Origin of the sequence: Amycolatopsis sp. MJM2582 (assembly GCF_000754115.1) — a bacterium.
Lineage (GTDB): Bacteria > Actinomycetota > Actinomycetes > Mycobacteriales > Pseudonocardiaceae > Amycolatopsis > Amycolatopsis japonica.
Map to the genome: position 1 here is coordinate 825,066 of NZ_JPLW01000001.1, position 17,818 is coordinate 842,883.

Consider the following 17,818-nt stretch of genomic DNA (forward strand, 5'->3'; position numbering starts at 1 on the left):
GATGTTCGGACTGTCGCGCAGGTAAGCACCCGCGTAGTTGCCGAACGTTTCTCGTCCTAGCTTGTCGTCCAGCCAGGCACCCTTGTTGATGTCCGCCTCTACGCCGACCAGCCATCGATCAGCGTCGGTCCTGGTCCGGAACGTGTCCGGCGCGTACTGGCGCACACCGTTCGGACCGAGGAACGACGCCTGAAACCGGCCGGAAGGCAGCTTCCGAACCGACCCGAACCGCCTCCGCTTCTTCGCCATCACGCCACCGCCCGACCAGCGGACCAGCTCACCCGTACCGGCTCGACGCGTCCCGCCATCACGAACGCGTCCAGATCAGCGACCGCCAGCCGAACGTGAACGCCGACCTTGTGGAAAGCGATCCGCCGTTCCGCGATCAGCCGCCGCACGAACCGGACGCCCGTGTTCAGGTACTCAGCCGCTTCATCGACTGTCAGATAGTTCTTCTCCACGTCTCCCCCTTCCTAGGCCGCTTGCCGAGTTGCCGAAGTTTCCGGACCTTCACCGGGTGGCCCCTGTGCCGCGAGTAGCGCCCGGTCGTACTCGGCCTTCCAGGTGATCCGTTCGGAGATGGCGCGCATCACCAGGTGGTCCCGTGGTGGGCAGTGGGTGTCTCCAGGTTCGACCTTGCGCCAGACGAACCGGTCCGGTTCGGGTTGTTCCTTGGTGATGCCGACAGCGGCCAGCGCGTCCAGGACGAAGCCCTTCCGGTCTGCCTTGTGATCGGTCACGGTCTTGCCCGACCACTTCCGCGACACCAGCACCCGCCGCCCCGGTAGCCCGAGCGTCGTTCGACGATGAGCGCGTCCCTTGCAGTGACCGGGAACGGTCTTTCCGTTGGCTCCCTTGGGGTTGATGCCGTACAGCAGCCACACCGCGCACCGAGGCGAACACGGGGTCACCGCCAGTTCCGCGTGAAGACGGTCGTGGTGATCCTGCTGGGCCGGGGTGTCAGCGTCGACCACCTCGCCGGTGGACTTGGTCAGGTACTTGGTGAGGTAGCCGATGTGACGCCCGGATTCCTCGGTACCGCCCAAGATCCCCTTGGAGTGCACCTGACGGCCGAACGTGACCACATGCGCCGGTTCCTCCACCGCCTCCACGGCCTCATCCCACGACGGCAGCGCTTCCCGAGTGTCCGGGTCCACGAACGTCCGGGAACGCATGTCCCACAACGGTTCCCGGTCCGTGTAGACGATCTCGTCATGCTCCGGCCACCACACCTGGTGATAGGTGGCCTCGGTGACCATCCGGATGACTTCGTGGGAGATGGAGCCGCGTAGGGCGGTGTGCAGGTGCGGAGCCGCCCGCCGTTGGGGTTCCACGGTGGCGAAGTACTGCACGTCCCAGCCGACCACGCGCCGCAGGTTCTGCCACCACCTGTCCACCAGCGCCGAGAAGTGCACCGCGTCCCGAGCAGCCCGCCGGTAGTCATACGTCGACGGGTTCACCGGCGAACCGTCGGACCGGACCGGGCCGTAGGTGTCGCAGGTGAGCGTGACGAACATCGACGGCCGGAACTTCCCCGCGAACTCACGGCCCACGGTGGTCTTGCTGACCTTGCGGCGTGGCAAGTTCGGCGCGTCCTGCCGCCGCTTGGTCGACCGCTTCACCGGACGCTTCTCCGGAACGTCGAGAGCGGGCAGGCGACCCGTCATCCCGGACGCTCGCAGCTCCTCGTCCACCGAGGCGACCTCTGCCCGCAGCTCCTCCATCTCGACCTCGTCACCGACCGCCAGCGCATCCCGATAGGCCACCGCCAGATCAGCCCGGAACGCCACCAGCTCCGTTTGCGTCTTCGACGGCACTTCCCGTTCGATGACGGGTTCCTCGGTCATGTGCCAGCCCTCACGGCACTGCGCCTGACGAAGCGCCTTTGCCTTGCGAGCACAAGGAAGGCACACGGATTCGACCGTCGACCCGCACGGCACCGGGACGTAGCGGATCTCGCCGGTTTCGGTGTCTCCCATTTCCATCGTGAAGGGCCGCACACACACGCCGTGCTTTTCCGCGGTGGCCTTCACGACCTCCGCCGACAAGGCACCGCGGATTCGTCCATTCGTGGCCGGCGGGGAGGCCGGACCTGCTCCGACCTGCGAATCTGTCGTGGTCATGCCGTCCCCCTCTCGCCGCGCCGGTCTGACAGGTGGATGACCGAGGCACCGCCGTTGGTGACGTAGTGCTCCAGATGCTTGATGGTCTGGTCCGGAACCCAACCCGCCCGGACCCGCAGCGGTTCGCGGATGCCCTCGCCCCAGACGTAGCCGACACCGGCCGCCGACTCCGGAATCCGGTTCGCCCACGCCCCACGCTCGTACGCGCCGTCCCCGAGGACCATCGGGACCTGACTCTTCGCGGTCACCCGCAGGCAGATACGGCGAGTGAACAGCTCCCGCACCGGAACCGTTTCCTTGGTCGGTTCCTGGACATAGCCCCGGACCGCGAACCCGAGCGCCCGCCCCTGCGTGGTCAGGATCGCCACCCGTTCCACGATCGCGTCACGGGTCTTCCGATCGGTGTAGCGGGTCAGAGCGCCGATCTCGTCGAACTCCAGCAGCTCCACCGGATACTCCGTCGAGACCGGGACCTGACGAGTGTTCCCGGCGAAGACGCGCTTCCGGTTCTCCAGCTCCTCGATCAGCGCGTCGAGGACGTCCAGGGCTTCCTTGCCGGACACGCCGTAGCGAGCGAAGATCCCGCGACCGTAGGCGAGTTCCACCGCTTTCGGGTCGATCCCGGACACGCGGATGAGACCGGCGCGGATCGGTGCCGCAGCCGACACCAGCGGAGCCCACAGGACCGAGCCCTTCCCCGACCCCGACGCACCAGCCACGAGCGTGTGCGCCCCACCACCGACCAGAGGCAACGTCCACGAGGTCCCGTACTCGGTCGACCCCGCATAGACCGCCCGCAGATCCACTCCCGAGCCGTCCACGGAGACCATCTCCGGGACCGGCAGGCACGTCACCGCCGCGTCGAGCAGATCGCGGCGCATGAAGTCGATGGACACCACATCCGGCTCAAGCTCCCGCACCTGACACCGCGCGACCTTCCGTGCCACCGCCAACTCCCGCGCGACCTCATCGAAGTCTTCCGGCTTCTGCCCAGGGACCAACCGGACCCGAACCTCATCCCACGACGGACCGGAGCGGACCGACAGCAGCTTCGGCACCGCCACCCCGGACGCCTGACGCGCCTTCGCGACCGCCTCACGCTTGCGCCGACGAGACACCAGGTTCACCGTCACGTCGACCGGGATCGCGTCATCGCGCACCGTCAGCCCGCAGGCATGCAGCCAACCCGCCAGCTTCCGCCCGTAGAGCGCCCAGCGCAGCCACCACGCCCGCAGCCACCGGCCGCACCACAGGTCATAGCCGACCTCGTCCAGTCGCCACCACACCAGCAGCACCGCCGCCAGCACGCCGACCGTGACGACGAGGGACACCCAGCCCAGCACCGTGCACCAGGCCCACAAACCCAGCAGCGCCAGGCAGGTACGCCAGTGCCCGACGAGTTGCCGAACAATCCAGCCGACCGCCCGCAGCAGACCCCACAACGCCACACCGAGCACCGCCAACGCGGCCAGCGCCTCGAACACACTCGCCAGCACACGGCCGACCTTGGCCAGCACCCACAACACCACCGCCAGCCCGCCACCGACCGCGAGCGTGGTCATGACCTCCTGCGTATTCATCACCGACCACCCCGCAGACCAGCAGCGGGAACCACGATCGACAACGGCAGCATCCCCAGACACGGGGCGCACTTCTCCTCACCCGGCAGCAGCCGAGCAAACTTCTTACATTCCGGACAGCGCGTTCGGGTGACCCCCGTTGACTCGCACTGTGTGCCGTCATTTATCTTCGTCATTGTTCACTGCTCCAGTGGACAGGCGCAGAACCGGAACAGGTTGGTAGCCAAGGGCCGGTTCTGCGTTTTAAGGGACACTTTTAGCCACGTGAGGACGCGTTTATACGCCGCACGTCCCCACGTGCGAAAATCGTCGATCTTCAGTTCTCGCCTATCTGATCAGTTCTTTTGTGCACGCTCCTTGCGTTCGAACTCCCGAAGCGCGACCAACCACACGTGCTCCCGTGCGAGGTCTAGGCCATCCGCCAGGCGGACCGCTATAGTCACCGTGGTCAACGACCGTTCGCCCCGCTCCAGTTGGCCGAGGTGCCGAGGGCTGATGCCGGATCGCGCGGCCAGTTGAGCTTGGGTCAGTCGCCGAAATCGACGTGCCCGCCGCAACCATTGCGCCGCCGTCTTGCCGTCCAGCATCGAGCCGTCGCCGTTGCCTCCCCATTCCTGCACGCTGCTAGGCATCCGATTTCTCCGCCCGAATCCTCGCGGCCAGTTCTTCCGCCTTGCCGTCCTCGTGCGCGACCCAGTACCGAATCTCGTGATGATGAAAACGGTCCACATCGGACACCGCGCGATACATTTTGGCGTTGGCCTGCCGCCATTTCAGCCACGTCGTCAGGCTTGCCCCTGGCAGCGGGCGAGTCGCTGCCGCAACGTCGTGCGCATCCTTGAGTGTTTGCGGCTCATTCCTGCCCGGAGTCGTCATCACAAGCCCCGGTCCGTGCGCGGCTTTCGAGCAGTGCCGCCAGTTCGTCCGCGCAATCGCGGAGTCGGCGAAGGAAGACGGCTCGGCTCAGCCAGTCGCCCCGATGTTCGGGAGGACGGATCGTCAGCGATCCCGCTGTGCCCGACAGCACCAGCGCCGGGGGCGACCCCGGACCCGAACCAGTCTCCTCCACCGTCACGTCGTCCCACGGGCTGATCACCCACGTTGGGCCGAACCCCTCCCGCATACTCGTCACCTCCCGCCTTGCGTTCCCACTGCCGTGCCTGGTCCTCGAAGGCTTGCGCGGCGGACCCCACGGCGGCGACCACCCACCACGGCAGGTCGGGATCACTGCCCAGCGCTCGCCATGCCTGAGCGACCAACCGCGACGCCGCCGCCATCTCTCGCGCAACAACCGGATTCGCGCCCCGCGACCGTGCATCCACGTCCGCCGCGTCCCGATAAACGCGGTACGCCGACTCCCACGCGGACACCTGCTTTTTCGACGTCACGACACCACTTCCCTCTAGAAGTCAGTGCCGTCACGCGGCCTTGGCCGAGGACTCACCCGCCGTCGACCGGGCTGCCTTCCCTCCTGAGGTCGAGCCCGTGCCGCTACCCACGGCCTTGAATCCGGTAGCGCGGAACACGTAGGACAGGTACTTGTACTCACCCTGCCCGGTCACCCTGGGCTCTGCGGTCAGCCCGTCCAGCTCCACCGGGCGCATTCCCGGCATCACCTCAGCCGTCGTCGGCACCGGCTGCACATCGGCCAGCAACGTGATCTCGAACGAAGCCCGCTTCGCCTTCGTCTCACCGGGGTCGGTCGCCATGAACTTCCACTGCCGCTTCCCGGTCACCTCGTCCACCCGCTGCCTCGTCGGCCGCCCCTGCGCCCTCTCCTCACGCGACTGGTATTCGTTGTCCGGCGACACTTCGCCCACCATCACAAGACCCTGCGGAAACGCGTCATCGTGGTCAACGCTGAATCGGATACCCTTTTCGATCGCCATGTCGTAGTGAACCTTCCCGCTTGTCGGATACGCCTTTACCGGCGTACCTACAACAATCGGCCAAATGAGTGTCCCGTCACGACACCGTCTCGGTCTCGCCTCACAGCGTCTCGCACTCACCTTGTCTCGTCTTGTCTCGTCTCCCGTGCTAGCTTGGTCTCATGAGCCCCGACACCACAGCTCAGGAAACTCGGCCGATCGTCCTCAAAGTCCTGCTCAGAGGACGACACTTGCAGAGCTACCGCGCGTTCTGCCGCGAGTACGACAAGGTGGCCGAGAAGGTCGACAAGAACCTCAGGGGCAGCTTCCCCAGCAAAGCCCAGTTCTACCGATGGCTATCCGGCGAACTCGTCGGCCTGCCCTACGCCGACCACTGCCGAATCCTCGAAGCCATGCTTCCCGGCTGGCAAGCCGAACAACTCTTCGAGTTTCACGACGGTGGAATCGAGTTCGTTCCCGAACCAACTGCGTCGCCGACGAGCCAAGCCATTAATCCGCCAAGCTCCGCGATGGAACCGCGCGGCAACCTGGAAGTCGTCGAAGTCTTCCCGCACCGGAGCGCGATCCCTGCCGACCTGTGGACTCGGCTGCTGGACGACAGCGGGGAACGCATCGACATTCTTTGCCTGGCCGCCTTGTTCCTCGTTGAACGACCGACGTTTGCGAAGCAGATCAAGCAGAAAGCCAGTGATGGGGCCAAAATTCGGCTTCTGTTCGGCGATCCCGACGCGGACGAGGCCACCAAACGCAGCGAAGAAGAACGGCTCGACGCACGCACCGTTTCCGCTCGCATCCGCAACGCGCTGGCGTTTCTGCGCCCGCTCGATGGCGTACCCGGCGTAGAGGCGCGGCTGCACACCACCACGCTGTACAACTCGGTGTTCCGATTCGACGACGAGATGGTCATCAACACCCACGTGTACGGCCTTCCAGGAGCACACGCCCCCGCGCTACACCTCCGCCAGACGCCGAAGGGCGACATGTTCGAGACATACATGGAGAGCTTCGAGACTGTCTGGGCTGCCGCCAAGCCGCTGACCTGGTAGGCAAGGAGCTATGGCACGCCGAGACCACTACCACGAACCGAAAGCGCCGGAGGCGAACTCACTGCGGGTCGCCGTCAGCGCGTTCATCCTGGACGAGGCTGGCCGGCTGCTGATGATCCGGCGCACCGACAACGACCGCTACGCCATCCCCGGCGGCGGACAGGAGTTCGGCGAGACGGTGGCCCAGGCCGTGGTCCGCGAGGTCGAGGAAGAGACCGGTCTGACCGTCGACGTCACTGGCTTCATCGGGATCTTCTCCGACCCCGACTACGTCATCGAGTACGACGACGGCGAGGTCCGCCAAGAGTTCTCGCTCTGCTTCCGCGCCCGCCCCGTGTCCGGCGACCTGCGTACGAGCAACGAGAGCAAAGAGGTTCTGTGGGTCGAACCAGCCAGGCTGGACGGCCTCAATATCCATCCCGCCATCCGGCTCAGGATCGCCCGCGGCTTCGAGGGTTCTGACCAGCCGTTCTACACATAATCGATGCCCGCAGCCCGCAACCGGGCTTCTGTCCGCTCGACCGCACCCGCCAACTCCGGCCGCGCTAGCTGAATGAACGTCGACACAACGTCATCCGGTCCGTACCGCTGCTGAATCTCTGCCGCTCGCTCTTCGAAGGTGACGACTTCACCATCCGGCGACGTGGTCATGTCCGCCCACCACAGAGCGTCCCTGAGCGGCGTCCGCTCGTCGGCCCACTCGGCTAGCTCGTCGCCCAGGCCCCGCAGGCCTGCCTCCAAGTACGCCGCTGAATGGTGTGCCACCAACGCGCACAATCGCTCCGGAGCCTCGACCTCCCGCAGATACCGTGCACCGTCCAACGCGTGCAGTCCTGTAACCGCCAGTCTCTCCGCATACCCGATGTCGTGAACCAGCCCAGCCGCAGCGAGCAGGTCCGCCTCATCAGCCGAGAACAGATCCTTCGTCTGCGATAGCCGCTCGCGGACCCCCAGGACATGCGTCAGCCGACGCGGAAGCGGTCGACTGAGACATTCGCTTGCAAGCTCGCTGGCCCACATCGTCAATCTCACGCGCCCACGCTATCGACGACCTCAAACCGCCGCCCAGTGGTCGGACGTTAGCTGGAGCACTGACAAGCTTCTACATGATCAAGTAATACTTGAACAACGTCGACGACACAGGAGTAACAGATGCCGCCCTCGCCTCGACTCTCATACGACACAAACGATGCGGCTCGGAAGGCGCACAATGAAAGAATCCTCGAACGGGAGTCACGATAGCAGCACTCTGAACGAGACCGCCAACGAAGACCTCGTTACAGTGGTCGATACCAACAAGCGGTACTTTGTCGCGCGCATGGCGACCTTAATGCTAGAAATTCCCGAGTCGGATGAAAGATCTCCCGCTTCGCGCTTACGCAGCTTGAAATCTGCACTCGAAAAAGACGTGAGAGTAATTAAGGTTCTACCGCACAAGTTTAGACCTGAATGGTCAGGCAAGTATCACTTTCACAAGAATTCCAAGATCGTCACGAGCGAAGATCTATTCAACAACGACCGAATGAACATATTTCAGTTCAACGAACCTCTAGAATTTCAGATTCGGGTTCCCTTCAAGAATCAGCCCGCATTCAAAGACAGTCGAAAATTCCCCTCCGAGGAGTACCACGTTGTTTGGGACGGCATAACAGCACTGACAATCTGGGAATCACATAGCGAAGCGCGCAGGAGCCAAGCTGGCGGGCATGCAGCGATCGAGGTGATCGAGCACGCGGTCACCAGAGCGAAGCTAAGCTCGCACATCCAAAGCTGTAGCCCTGGATGCTCGTTTCAGTTCTGGCACAGGGATCTATCAATACTTGCACTGGAAAACACGGAACACAGCCTGGAGTTCAAGGACACAAGCATCCACACTCCGTATATTGGCGTAAAAGTTGAAGGCAGGACAGAGATCCACGATGTTGCCGCCAGCTTGTTTTCGACTTTCGACCAAGACAGTTTAGACTTTGCAATTTCAAAAAATTGCGCACAGCGAATTCGCGAGCTGGAAAATACAACCCGGTCAGGCCTGGGGAAGCTACTAGAGCTCAACTTCACGCAAGCCATTAGAAAACGGAAGGCCTGGCATAAGAGACCACGGGAGGCTTGGAAATACCGCTTCGAACGGGGGATGCAGAGAGAATACCTGACTGGAACGTGGCTCGCCCTATCGCAGCTCGAACTACTCATCAGAGAGTGGCAGGAATCTACGAAGCGCCTTGACCGAAGGTCTGAAGCGAGACACACCGCAGGAATGTTCACGCGGGATCTACAGGACGACGCAACGGTCGTCGAGTCACTAAACCTCGACCTCCTTCGATCCTCACTGGAGAACTTGGGCGATCGGTTCGACAGCCGAGTAATCGCGATAGCGACGAGCGCTAGCGCAGCGGCTGCTGTCATCGGTGGGGTCATCGGTGGGGCTCTCTAATCACTGCCGAACTTAGCTCTATGGGATCAAGGCGCCGCCGTTGGCGGCGCGTGGGTCACCACCCGTCCGGCGGGCTACGCCCAGGAGGCGACGCCGGCCTCCCGCTCCGCTCCGGCAGGCGCCGCCGGGCGAGCCCGCCGCAGGGCAGCACCCGCAGCGCGCCGCCAACGACGACGGAGACCCAGGAGCCACACGGCGAGATCACCCGACCCACCCAGCCGACGCGCAGTGGTCACCAGGAGGTCCCTCGCTTCTCAGCGTCTAACACCGGCCCGCCCGCATCAAGGCGGGAAAGCGTGCCTTGACGCGACCGAACCGGCGCTAGAGATGGCAGGGGCGAGGGAAACGGGGCGAACAGGCACGCGAAGCCCTCAGCGAGCGACAGCAGCCCCGAGGCGTGCAACATACGTGCGACAAGCGGCGGCCAAAGCGGGTCAACCACGGTCAACAGTGGACAGACTCAAGATCGACCCCGGACATGAAAAAACCGCCTTGACCTGGATCAAGGCGGTTCTGAGAGCGGTGGCCAGGGCCGGGGTCGAACCGGCGACCTTCCGCTTTTCAGGCGGACGCTCGTACCAACTGAGCTACCTGGCCGGGAACGCCGGCGAGGAGCCGAACGATCTTGCGACCCTGACGGGACTCGAACCCGCGACCTTCGCCGTGACAGGGCGACGCGCTAACCAACTGCGCCACAGGGCCTTGCATACTGCTTTGTAACTGTACTGCGTACTCCCAACGGGATTCGAACCCGCGTTGCCGCCTTGAAAGGGCGGAGTCCTAGGCCGCTGGACGATGGGAGCCCGGTTCGGTTTCGGCGAACCGACCGACCCGCGCTCTCCGGTGTCCCCGGGAGCGAACATAACTATAGGACACCCCTGTTTCGGCTCCCGCACAGGGGGTCCTCTAGTTGTTCACAGGGCTGGGACCTGCGAGAACGCGGCGAGTTCAGGATATCAGGGCGAGGCGACCCGAAGGGCTCCAAGACGGCGCAGAAGCTCCTCCTGCTCGTCGCCCGTCAGAGTGACGGCGAGGAGTTCGGCCACGCGCCGATCGGTCAGGTCTTCCGCCTGCCGCCACCGCTGCCGCAGATCGCCCTTCGCCTCCGCCGCGGCGATCAGCCCGTCGGCGGCCTCCTCGGACCACGCGGTGCGCAGGAGACGGCCACGGCCGCCTTCCGGATCCGCGACGACCGCCTCGGGCACCGTCAGGCCCACCGCGCGAAGGGCCGCGAAGTGGATGCCGCCACGGAACTCGCGGAAGACCATGAGCGCGAACGCCAGCCGCTCGACGTCGTCCGCCGGACGTTCGGCGCGTTGCCAGCCGGCGAACAACGCGAGACCGCTCGCGTCCGCGGCGTCCACGAGACGGAACAGCAGCTCCGCCGAACGGCCAGGGGCGTCGGCACCCGAAAGGTTGACGCGCCCCCAGTTCGCCGATGACCGCGAGTAGGCACGGACCGCGGAGGCCGCGTCGAGCGCCGCCGTCGCGGGCGGAAGGGCGAACTCGAAGAGCCAGGACGGGAAGATGCCGAACAGCTCCGAGACCACCCTCGGCGGCGGGTCGCCCAGCACCGCGGACCGGCCTCGGAGGTACAGCGACCGCGGAGACAGCCCCGCCTCCGCCTCGACCTCGGCGAGCTCCGGCGAGGTCATGAACTTCCCGCCCAGCACCTGCACCGGACCCCGGATCTCCCGCGCCACCACGATCGCCGCTTCGTCGGCCATGTCGCCACACCTTCCCGTCAGTTGTTTGATAACAGTGTTACACAACTGCCGGGAAGCCGTCGAGGACGAACGAAGGCCCGGTCGCGCGGCACACCCCGCGCGACCGGGCCTCGTGAACGAACGAACTCAGCGCTGGACGGGCGCCTGCCCGTCCTCGTCCAGCGTCAACCCCAGCATGTCCAGCAACTGGACACAGTCATCGACGCCCAGCGCCCCGTTGGCCACCGCCAGCCGGGCACGCCGCACCTGGTCGTCGGACACCCGCTGGGCATCCCCCTGACCCGTGCGCTGTGCCGGCAGACCACCGGCCAACGTCGTCGAGCTTCCCCCATCGGCACCTTCGTACCGAAGGAGGAACTGTCGCACTTCCACAGACCCACCCATGGTTCCTCCAGACGGCCAACGAACAGCTTGGCCGCGAGGCTAGCCAGAGCCGGCCGCGACACACAGCCCCCCGGAGAGTGAACCTGTCACCACGCTCCGCACAACGCAGAGCGATCACGCGCATCCCCGCGCCACATGAACCACAGGCGAACCAGAGGTGGCCGCCTGACCGGAATTCTGCCCGCGCCCACTCGCCCTTCTCAGGAAACCGTGCAACAATCGATTTGCTGACACACCCCCGGTCAGCGCCTGTGGAGATCCCCTCCGACCCCCGCGTTCCTCCCCCTGGCGCGGGGGTCGCTCCGTTTTCTGGGGGCCACCCCCAGACCCCAGGTTCCTTGCGGCGGCGGTTGGCAGCCCAGGCCCGGTTCCGTTGGTCTTTCCTCTTCCGGTTGCGGTTTGTGATCACGAGAAAAGGTTTTCCTGTCGGTGCTGGGCCATTCGAGACAAGAAATTGGGTGTGTCGTGGCTCACTGTGGTTGGTTTGCCGAGACCGAACCGTTATCGTGGCCCGGTGCCCCTTCCTTCCCTCAGCCGTCGTAGCGGCAGCCGCACGAACCTGAAGCCGGTCAACCCCGGTCGTCACCGCAACTCCCCCACCAAGGAGGCCGAAGCGGTCGTCGAAGACACGGAGCTCACCAGCTACCTTCGTGCCCTCGCCCCGGAAAACGACCCGGAGAGCACCGGCACCGGCAAGCGTTTCGGCGAAGCGCAGGTCTTCCAGCTGCGGATGAACCTCATCGCCTGCGAACAGCTCAAGGACGCCGCGGCCGAGCGCAATCTGTCGCCGCAGGCGCTGGCGCAGGAGTGGATCCTCGAACGTCTTTCGTGGGAGTCGCAGGCCAACTCGGCCCAGCAGCGCCGCCACGAGGAAGCCCACACCGACGAATTCCGCTTCGACGCCAACGCGTGGGAGCAGCCCGTCCCCCGGTGACTCCTCGCCCGGAACGGAACAGCACATCAGAAGAAGCTTGAGCGGCAAAGGGAAAAGCCCCCGGCGAGATCGCCGGGGGCTTTTCCGATCAGTCTGAGCAACGCCTGAAGGGCGGACTCAGATCGCGCGGACCTTCTGGGCCTGCGGGCCCTTCTGACCCTGACCGACCTCGAACTCCACTCGCTGGTTCTCCTCGAGCGTGCGGAAACCGCGACCCTCGATCTCCGAGTAGTGAACGAAGACGTCGCCCTCGCCGCCATCCTGCGCGATGAAGCCGAAGCCCTTCTCCGCGTTGAACCACTTCACAGTGCCTTGCGCCACCGCTGTACTCCTCGTTGCACATCCGCTTCGAGTGCCTCCGAAGCGACACCCAGACCGTCCCGGGCGGTTCCAACGAGTCGAGCGAAGAGCGCGTCACCGGCTCATGGCTCGCGTCAGAAGTTCCGCGAGTGTGAAGCCACGAACACGCAAAACGACGGCCTGATGGCAGCGTACCGGGATCTGGCCATATTTGAAGCCCGTGATCGGACTCTGGGCACCCCCAAGTACCAAGGTCACCGGAACGTCGTATACCGATCCCGCTTCTGTCGGACCCCCTCGCTAGCCTGTCGCCGCACGCCGACCTCAGGTCATCGCCGGACACGGACCGAAGTCGGCCATGCCCCGATCGTGAACTACGATCCACTCGATTGTGACTCGCATCACTCTCGGTGGGATCAACTTACGGGGCTGTCCGGACGTCATGGTCGGTGTACAGGGGAGCAAAGGGGAAGCTTTGAGGTTCACGGAAACCGCGCGCCGCCGGGCGGCGATCGCGGCACTGGGGTTGGTGGCCGTTCTCACGCTGGGGGCGTGCAGCAGCGAGCCGACCGTGTCGGCCAGCGGGCCGGACGGCGGCGGGCCGATCAGCAGCGACACCGGCGGCAAGGCGCCCGCGCCGGCCAAGCTGACGTACGAGCCCGCCGCGGGTGCGCAGGACGTCGCGCCGGGCCAGCCCATCAAGGTCAGCGTCGCCGACGGCACGCTCGACCAGGTCGTGCTGACCAACCCCGACGGCAAGCAGGTCGCGGGGCAGCCGTCCGAGGACAAGAAGAGCTGGTCGACCACCGAGCAGCTCGGCTACGGCAAGTCCTACACGTGGTCCGGCAAGGCCACCGGCACCGACGGCAAACCCGTCGAGATCGGCGGGGCCTTCACCACGGTCAAGCCGCGCAAGCAGGTGGGCGCGAATATCAACGTCTTCGACGGGCAGACGTACGGCATCGCCATGCCGATCACGCTGACGTTCCCGACCAAGGTCACCGACAAGGCCTCGGTCGAGAAGGCGCTGTCGGTCGAGACCACGCCGAAGACCGAGGGTTCCTGGGCCTGGGTCCACGACGACACCTCGGTGCACTGGCGGCCGAAGGCCTACTGGCAGCCCGGCACCACGGTGAAGTTCAACGCCAAGATCTACGGCGTCAAAATCGGCGAAGGTGTGTACGGCAAGGAAGACCGCTCGGCGAGCTTCACGATCGGCCGCTCGCAGATCGTCAAGGGCAACACCCAGACCCACCGGCTCCTGGTGATCCGCGACGGGCAGCAGATCGCGGACTACCCGGCCAGTTACGGCCTCGACGCCGACCCGGGCCGTGTCACGCCGAGCGGCACGCACGTGGTGATGTCCAAGCACGACACGTACTCGATGACCAACGAGCGCTACGACTACGAGAACATCGTCGTGCCGTCCGCGGTGCGGTTCTCGACCAACGGCGAGTTCATCCACGGCTACGCGCCTTCGATCTGGGCGCAGGGCAAGAAGAACATCTCGCACGGCTGCGTGAACCTGGCGCCGGCGAACGCCAAGGCGTACATGGACGGCGCCCTGGTCGGGGACCCGGTCGAGATCGAGGGCAGCACCCAGAAGATCAACCGGGCGCGCGACTACAGCGACTGGACCTACTCCTGGGAGGAGTGGCAGGGCTTGTCTGCCCTGCGCTGACGGGACTTCCATGAAACCGGGCGGCCGGAGACCCACTGTGGTCTCCGGCCGTTCGTGTTCCGAAAGTCGATGCAACCCTGCTCGGGCCGGGACGCATGTCTAACGACGTAAGGCGCCGCGGTCAATGAGCGGCGCCCGGATCGAGGAGACACTCTTGCGTACTCGTATCGCTCTCACTCTCGGCGCGCTGCTGCTGGCGGGCGGCGCCGCCTTCGCGACCACGTCGCTGGCGTCGGCCGATCAGAGCGCGCCGTCGCCGACGGCCACTCAGGCGCCCCAGCCGCCGGCCAAGGAGCCCACCACCACGCGTCCGGCGGAGCCGCCCCGCGCCACCACCGCCCCGCCGCGGAGCGTCCCGCAGACCCCCGCCGTCGCCGCGCCGGGCGAGCACCGCGTGCCCAAGGCCGTTCCCGCCGGGCCGACCGGGGATCTGCACCTCCCCGCCATCGTCGAAGGAGCCGGTAACTAGGTGACGCCGAGCCGCTCGTCGAAGACCGGGACGGGCTCGCCGTGGGACGGCGAGTTCGCCCGGTACTTCGACGAGCGCGCGCACAGCCTGCGTGCCACCGCGTACCTCCTGTGCGGCGACTGGCATCAGGCCGAGGACATCACCCAGGCCGCGCTGCTGAAGCTGTACCTGGCTTGGCCGAGGCTCTCCCGGCACGACGCGCTCGACGGCTACGCGCGCAAGATCGTGCTGCGGACGTTCCTCTCCGAGCATCGGCGCGTCTGGCGCAAACGGGAGAAGCTCACGGACGCTCTTCCCGACGTCCCGGGCGAAAGCAACGGCACGGAACAGGAGATGCTGGTCAGGCACGCCTTGTCCGGCATCGCCCCGAAGCAGCGGGCCGTCCTTGTCCTGCGCTATTTCGAGGATCTCAGCGTCGAAGAGACGGCCACGGCGCTGGGCTGCAGCACCGGGAACGTGAAGAGCCAGGGCGCGCGGGGGCTTGCGACCCTGCGTAAACGGCTCGGTCCGCATTTCAGTGAACTGGCCTTGAGCGGAGCGCACGACGATGGGAGGTGAGGAGATGGACGAGGACATCAGAGGCGTGCTTTCGCACGGCGCGAGCGGTCCCCCGCTGGGCATCCGGGCGGCGGACATCATCGAGCGGGGTGGCCGGATCCGGCGACGACGCAAGCGGCTGGCCGTGGCGGGCAGTTCGCTGGCGACGATCGCGGTGATCGTGTTCGGCGCGATCGCCGTCGGCGGTCGCGGTGGTGAGGGGCCCGCGCCGGTCCAACCCGCCGGGCCGGGCCTGTCGACGATCGCCCCGGCACCGGTCTCCCCCGCCCCGGCCGAGTCGCCCCCGCGGGCGGAGGTCACTCCCGGAACGCCGGTCCCACCCTCTTCCGCGCCGATGACCGATCAGCCGCGTTCGACGCCGAAATCGCTCCCGCCCGGCCGTACGACGACGACCGGTCCCCATCGCGCGCCCACCCCGACGAAGCAGCCGAGCGAGCCTCCGACGACGGCCACGACCCGCTGATCTCGCGTCCGGAAAGTCCGATTCCCGAGGTGTGACCCAAAGTAATCGGAAATTCTCTGACATCGGCTTCACCTGGTGGTTCGTCACCGTATTGGCGGAACGGCGCTCGCTCGACCGCTGCAAAACGCTGAACCCGCACGTTTGAACCCCTACGGTCGAGGGAACAAACCCTCGACGATGGGTAAGTAAACGGGTGGGTCGGGAGGTCAAACCCATGGCCGAAGAGGCGCTGAGCGCGTCACATCAGGAAAAAGGGGAACCGGCGGAAGCCCCACCTGAGCAGATCAGAAAGGCCGTCGCCGGAGCGGCGATGGGTAACTGCATCGAGTGGTACGACTTCGGTGTTTTCGGCTTCATGCCTGCCATCCTGGGACAGGTCTTCTTCAACGCGTCGAGCACTTCCGAAGGCGCGCTGGCCACCTTCGCGGTCTTGGCGATCACGTTCATCGTCCGGCCGTTCGGCAGCTTCGTGTTCGGTCCGCTGGGGGACAAGATCGGGCGCCAGAAGGTTCTCGCGCTGACGATCATCCTGATGTCCGGGTCGACGTTCATCATCGGCCTGTTGCCGTCCTACGCGACGATCGGCCCGGCCGCGGCGGTCCTGCTGATCCTGTTGCGCACCATCCAAGGCTTCTCGGCGGGCGGTGAGTACGGCGGCGCGGCGACGTTCATCGCGGAGTACGCGCCCGCGCGGCGCCGGGGTTTCTGGGGCAGCTGGCTGGAATTCGGCACGCTCGTCGGCTTCGCGATGGGCGCGGGCTTCGTCACGATCTTCACCGTGGTGCTCGGCGACGAGGCCATGCGCGAATGGGGCTGGCGCCTGCCGTTCCTGATCGCGGGCCCGCTCGGCATCGTCGGTCTGTACCTGCGGAACAAGCTGGAGGACACTCCGCTGTTCCAGGAGATCGAGAAGAAGGACCAGGTCGAGAAGTCGCCGCTGAGGGCGCTGCTGAAGAAGCACTGGACGTCGATCCTGCACCTCATCGGCATCGTGGTGATGCTGAACGTCGCCGACTACATCGTGATCACGTACCTGGAGACCTACCTCAAGGACGTGGTCGGCTTCAGCGGGCACGCGCCGTTGCTGATCATCCTGGCGACCATCGCACTGATGCTGATCCTGATCGTGCCGATCGGCATGCTGTCCGACCGCATCGGGCGAAAACCCATCCTGATCGCGAGTTGTGCGAGCTTCCTGGTGCTCCCGATCCCGGCGTTCTCACTGATGGGCGCGGCCGCGGACGACCAGAACGGCTGGCAGCTCACGCTCGGCGTGCTGATGATCGCGGTGCCGCTGGTGCTGATCCTGGCCGTGCTGGCCGCCACGCTGCCGGCGATGTTCCCGACGCAGGAGCGCTACGGCGGTTTCTCCATCGGGTACAGCGTTTCGACCGCGGCCTTCGGTGGCACGGCGTCGTACATCATCGGCAGCCTGGTGACCTCGACCGGCGACAACCTGTGGCCCGCGTACTACCTGATGGGCGCGGCGGCGATCGCGGCCATCCCGATCCTGCTGCTGCCCGAAACGGCCGGGGTGTCGCTGCGCGGCATCGTGAATTCGCGGATCGCGCGGCGCCGGAAACCGGAAACGGCCACTCCCGGCGGCGCTTCGGAGCTACCGGCGAGTTAACGTCTTTCCATGAGCCGTATCTCGCAGCCGTGGCCGCCGGTCGAAGTCGAACCGGCGACCGTCCACCCGGAAGCCCCCAAGCAGGGCAGCCACCTCGGCATCCACTTCGGTGAGTGTTTCGGGTGCGGCGACGAGATCGAGGCCGGGCTCCACCTGCACTCGACGGTGGGCGAAGGGACGACGGTGTACTCCAAGTTCACCGTCACCTCCGCCCACCAGGGTGCGCCCGGCCTCGCCCATGGCGGACTGCTGGCTTGCGCCTTCGACGAGGCGCTCGGCGCGACCGTCGGCAACCTGCTGCGTCGTCCCGCCGTCACCGGGAAACTGGAGACGGACTTCCTCCGGCCGGTTCCGGTCGGCTCGACCCTGTACATCGCCACGAAACTGGACGGCATCGCCGGCCGGAAGATCTACGTGAGCGCCGACGGTCGACTGGACGCCGAAGACGGCCCCGTCGCGGTGCGCGCGCGGGCGTTGTTCGTGCGGGTCGAGTTCGAGCACTTCAGCACCCACGGAGATCCCGAAGCGCTGCAGAAGCTCGCCGCCGCGCACGAAAAGGCCCAGCGCGCCCGCGAGTGGGACATCAACCCCTGAGCATTTCGT

General features: G+C 65.8%; 20 protein-coding genes and 3 tRNA genes. 10 read left to right on the forward strand and 13 right to left on the reverse strand.

The genetic code is table 11. The annotated features are described in order from the left end of the window. Positions 1 to 248 precede the first annotated feature (248 nt). The 6 genes from ED92_RS04075 to ED92_RS04100 all read right to left on the reverse strand — a co-directional run bounded on the left by ED92_RS04075 (position 249) and on the right by ED92_RS04100 (position 5,592). Positions 249 to 461, reverse strand: coding sequence for a helix-turn-helix domain-containing protein (locus ED92_RS04075; protein ID WP_037333131.1), 213 nt, complete (start codon positions 459 to 461; stop codon positions 249 to 251). Between the two features lie 12 nt (positions 462 to 473). Next, positions 474 to 2,123 (reverse strand): replication initiator, encoded by a 1,650-nt coding sequence (locus tag ED92_RS04080; RefSeq protein ID WP_037333133.1) that lies wholly within the window; start codon positions 2,121 to 2,123, stop codon positions 474 to 476. Continuing rightward, positions 2,120 to 3,685 (reverse strand): FtsK/SpoIIIE domain-containing protein, encoded by a 1,566-nt coding sequence (locus ED92_RS04085; RefSeq protein WP_161791083.1) that lies wholly within the window; start codon positions 3,683 to 3,685, stop codon positions 2,120 to 2,122. The genes ED92_RS04080 and ED92_RS04085 overlap by 4 nt, the downstream gene beginning before the upstream one ends. Positions 3,686 to 4,038: 353 nt before the next feature. Then, entirely contained in the window at positions 4,039 to 4,335 is a 297-nt protein-coding gene (locus ED92_RS41755) for a helix-turn-helix domain-containing protein (protein ID WP_161791084.1), read from the reverse strand. Further along, entirely contained in the window at positions 4,328 to 4,579 is a 252-nt protein-coding gene (locus ED92_RS42870) for an AMED_5909 family protein (protein ID WP_037333135.1), read from the reverse strand. Before ED92_RS42870 ends, ED92_RS41755 begins: the two co-directional genes overlap by 8 nt. A gap of 542 nt (positions 4,580 to 5,121) precedes the next feature. Beyond that, positions 5,122 to 5,592: a hypothetical protein gene (locus ED92_RS04100; RefSeq protein ID WP_037333140.1), complete on the reverse strand. Its 471-nt coding sequence runs from the start codon at positions 5,590 to 5,592 to the stop codon at positions 5,122 to 5,124. A gap of 161 nt (positions 5,593 to 5,753) precedes the next feature. On the opposite strand from ED92_RS04100, the gene ED92_RS41255 reads away from it, so the two are divergent. Together ED92_RS41255 and ED92_RS04110 are read left to right on the forward strand one after the other, a co-directional pair. Continuing rightward, positions 5,754 to 6,638 (forward strand): hypothetical protein, encoded by an 885-nt coding sequence (locus ED92_RS41255; protein WP_152610821.1) that lies wholly within the window; start codon positions 5,754 to 5,756, stop codon positions 6,636 to 6,638. Positions 6,639 to 6,648: 10 nt separating this feature from the next. Beyond that, a complete protein-coding gene (locus tag ED92_RS04110; protein ID WP_037333142.1) occupies positions 6,649 to 7,119 on the forward strand; it encodes an NUDIX hydrolase in 471 nt (156 codons plus the stop codon). Here the strand turns inward: ED92_RS04110 and ED92_RS04115 are convergent. Continuing rightward, positions 7,110 to 7,670, reverse strand: coding sequence for an HD domain-containing protein (locus ED92_RS04115; protein WP_235213186.1), 561 nt, complete (start codon positions 7,668 to 7,670; stop codon positions 7,110 to 7,112). The two genes, ED92_RS04110 and ED92_RS04115, sit on opposite strands and share 10 nt — an antisense overlap. A gap of 178 nt (positions 7,671 to 7,848) precedes the next feature. Between ED92_RS04115 and ED92_RS42360 the strand changes: the two genes are divergently transcribed. Beyond that, entirely contained in the window at positions 7,849 to 9,069 is a 1,221-nt protein-coding gene (locus tag ED92_RS42360; RefSeq protein ID WP_152610822.1) for a hypothetical protein, read from the forward strand. 523 nt (positions 9,070 to 9,592) lie between these two features. Here ED92_RS42360 and ED92_RS04120 read toward each other — a convergent pair. From ED92_RS04120 to ED92_RS04140, 5 genes are all read right to left on the reverse strand, one after another. Continuing rightward, positions 9,593 to 9,666, reverse strand: a tRNA-Phe gene (locus ED92_RS04120). Between the two features lie 31 nt (positions 9,667 to 9,697). Then, positions 9,698 to 9,771: transfer RNA gene (locus ED92_RS04125), tRNA-Asp, on the reverse strand. Positions 9,772 to 9,799: 28 nt separating this feature from the next. Continuing rightward, positions 9,800 to 9,872 (reverse strand) — tRNA-Glu (locus ED92_RS04130). A gap of 153 nt (positions 9,873 to 10,025) precedes the next feature. After that, entirely contained in the window at positions 10,026 to 10,796 is a 771-nt protein-coding gene (locus ED92_RS04135; protein ID WP_037333144.1) for a hypothetical protein, read from the reverse strand. Between the two features lie 126 nt (positions 10,797 to 10,922). Beyond that, positions 10,923 to 11,180: a hypothetical protein gene (locus ED92_RS04140; RefSeq protein ID WP_020633070.1), complete on the reverse strand. Its 258-nt coding sequence runs from the start codon at positions 11,178 to 11,180 to the stop codon at positions 10,923 to 10,925. Positions 11,181 to 11,694: 514 nt separating this feature from the next. Between ED92_RS04140 and ED92_RS04145 the strand changes: the two genes are divergently transcribed. Then, complete coding sequence (locus ED92_RS04145; RefSeq protein ID WP_016330848.1) at positions 11,695 to 12,114, forward strand: hypothetical protein; 420 nt, start codon at positions 11,695 to 11,697, stop codon at positions 12,112 to 12,114. 117 nt (positions 12,115 to 12,231) lie between these two features. On the opposite strand, the gene ED92_RS04150 is transcribed toward ED92_RS04145, so the two are convergent. Further along, positions 12,232 to 12,435, reverse strand: a complete 204-nt coding sequence (locus ED92_RS04150; protein WP_003097368.1) for a cold-shock protein — start codon at positions 12,433 to 12,435, stop codon at positions 12,232 to 12,234. A gap of 421 nt (positions 12,436 to 12,856) precedes the next feature. On the opposite strand from ED92_RS04150, the gene ED92_RS04155 reads away from it, so the two are divergent. The 6 genes from ED92_RS04155 to ED92_RS04180 all read left to right on the forward strand — a co-directional run bounded on the left by ED92_RS04155 (position 12,857) and on the right by ED92_RS04180 (position 17,809). Further along, positions 12,857 to 14,095, forward strand: coding sequence for an Ig-like domain-containing protein (locus ED92_RS04155; protein ID WP_037333148.1), 1,239 nt, complete (start codon positions 12,857 to 12,859; stop codon positions 14,093 to 14,095). 124 nt (positions 14,096 to 14,219) lie between these two features. Further along, the gene (locus tag ED92_RS04160; protein ID WP_037333150.1) at positions 14,220 to 14,564 is read left to right on the forward strand and encodes a hypothetical protein; all 345 of its coding nucleotides are present in this window, start codon (positions 14,220 to 14,222) and stop codon (positions 14,562 to 14,564) included. After that, complete coding sequence (locus tag ED92_RS04165; protein WP_037333152.1) at positions 14,565 to 15,122, forward strand: SigE family RNA polymerase sigma factor; 558 nt, start codon at positions 14,565 to 14,567, stop codon at positions 15,120 to 15,122. A gap of 4 nt (positions 15,123 to 15,126) precedes the next feature. Then, positions 15,127 to 15,585 (forward strand): hypothetical protein, encoded by a 459-nt coding sequence (locus ED92_RS04170; RefSeq protein ID WP_235213187.1) that lies wholly within the window; start codon positions 15,127 to 15,129, stop codon positions 15,583 to 15,585. A 214-nt stretch (positions 15,586 to 15,799) separates the two neighbouring features. Next, positions 15,800 to 17,215 (forward strand): MFS transporter, encoded by a 1,416-nt coding sequence (locus tag ED92_RS04175; RefSeq protein ID WP_037333156.1) that lies wholly within the window; start codon positions 15,800 to 15,802, stop codon positions 17,213 to 17,215. Between the two features lie 9 nt (positions 17,216 to 17,224). Next, positions 17,225 to 17,809, forward strand: coding sequence for a PaaI family thioesterase (locus ED92_RS04180; protein ID WP_016330842.1), 585 nt, complete (start codon positions 17,225 to 17,227; stop codon positions 17,807 to 17,809). Positions 17,810 to 17,818 lie beyond the last annotated feature (9 nt).

Bases quoted from the DNA above. Each gene is read 5' to 3' on its own strand.
- ED92_RS04080 (WP_037333133.1), bottom strand. From the start codon at position 2,123: ATGACCACGACAGATTCGCAGGTCGGAGCAGGTCCGGCCTCCCCGCCG.
- ED92_RS04085 (WP_161791083.1), bottom strand. From the start codon at position 3,685: ATGACCACGCTCGCGGTCGGTGGCGGGCTGGCGGTGGTGTTGTGGGTG.
- ED92_RS41755 (WP_161791084.1), bottom strand. From the start codon at position 4,335: ATGCCTAGCAGCGTGCAGGAATGGGGAGGCAACGGCGACGGCTCGATG.
- ED92_RS42870 (WP_037333135.1), bottom strand. From the start codon at position 4,579: ATGACGACTCCGGGCAGGAATGAGCCGCAAACACTCAAGGATGCGCAC.
- ED92_RS04100 (WP_037333140.1), bottom strand. From the start codon at position 5,592: ATGGCGATCGAAAAGGGTATCCGATTCAGCGTTGACCACGATGACGCG.
- ED92_RS41255 (WP_152610821.1), top strand. From the start codon at position 5,754: ATGAGCCCCGACACCACAGCTCAGGAAACTCGGCCGATCGTCCTCAAA.
- ED92_RS04110 (WP_037333142.1), top strand. From the start codon at position 6,649: ATGGCACGCCGAGACCACTACCACGAACCGAAAGCGCCGGAGGCGAAC.
- ED92_RS42360 (WP_152610822.1), top strand. From the start codon at position 7,849: ATGAAAGAATCCTCGAACGGGAGTCACGATAGCAGCACTCTGAACGAG.
- ED92_RS04135 (WP_037333144.1), bottom strand. From the start codon at position 10,796: ATGGCCGACGAAGCGGCGATCGTGGTGGCGCGGGAGATCCGGGGTCCG.
- ED92_RS04140 (WP_020633070.1), bottom strand. From the start codon at position 11,180: ATGGGTGGGTCTGTGGAAGTGCGACAGTTCCTCCTTCGGTACGAAGGT.
- ED92_RS04155 (WP_037333148.1), top strand. From the start codon at position 12,857: ATGGTCGGTGTACAGGGGAGCAAAGGGGAAGCTTTGAGGTTCACGGAA.
- ED92_RS04160 (WP_037333150.1), top strand. From the start codon at position 14,220: ATGAGCGGCGCCCGGATCGAGGAGACACTCTTGCGTACTCGTATCGCT.
- ED92_RS04170 (WP_235213187.1), top strand. From the start codon at position 15,127: ATGGACGAGGACATCAGAGGCGTGCTTTCGCACGGCGCGAGCGGTCCC.
- ED92_RS04175 (WP_037333156.1), top strand. From the start codon at position 15,800: ATGGCCGAAGAGGCGCTGAGCGCGTCACATCAGGAAAAAGGGGAACCG.
- ED92_RS04180 (WP_016330842.1), top strand. From the start codon at position 17,225: ATGAGCCGTATCTCGCAGCCGTGGCCGCCGGTCGAAGTCGAACCGGCG.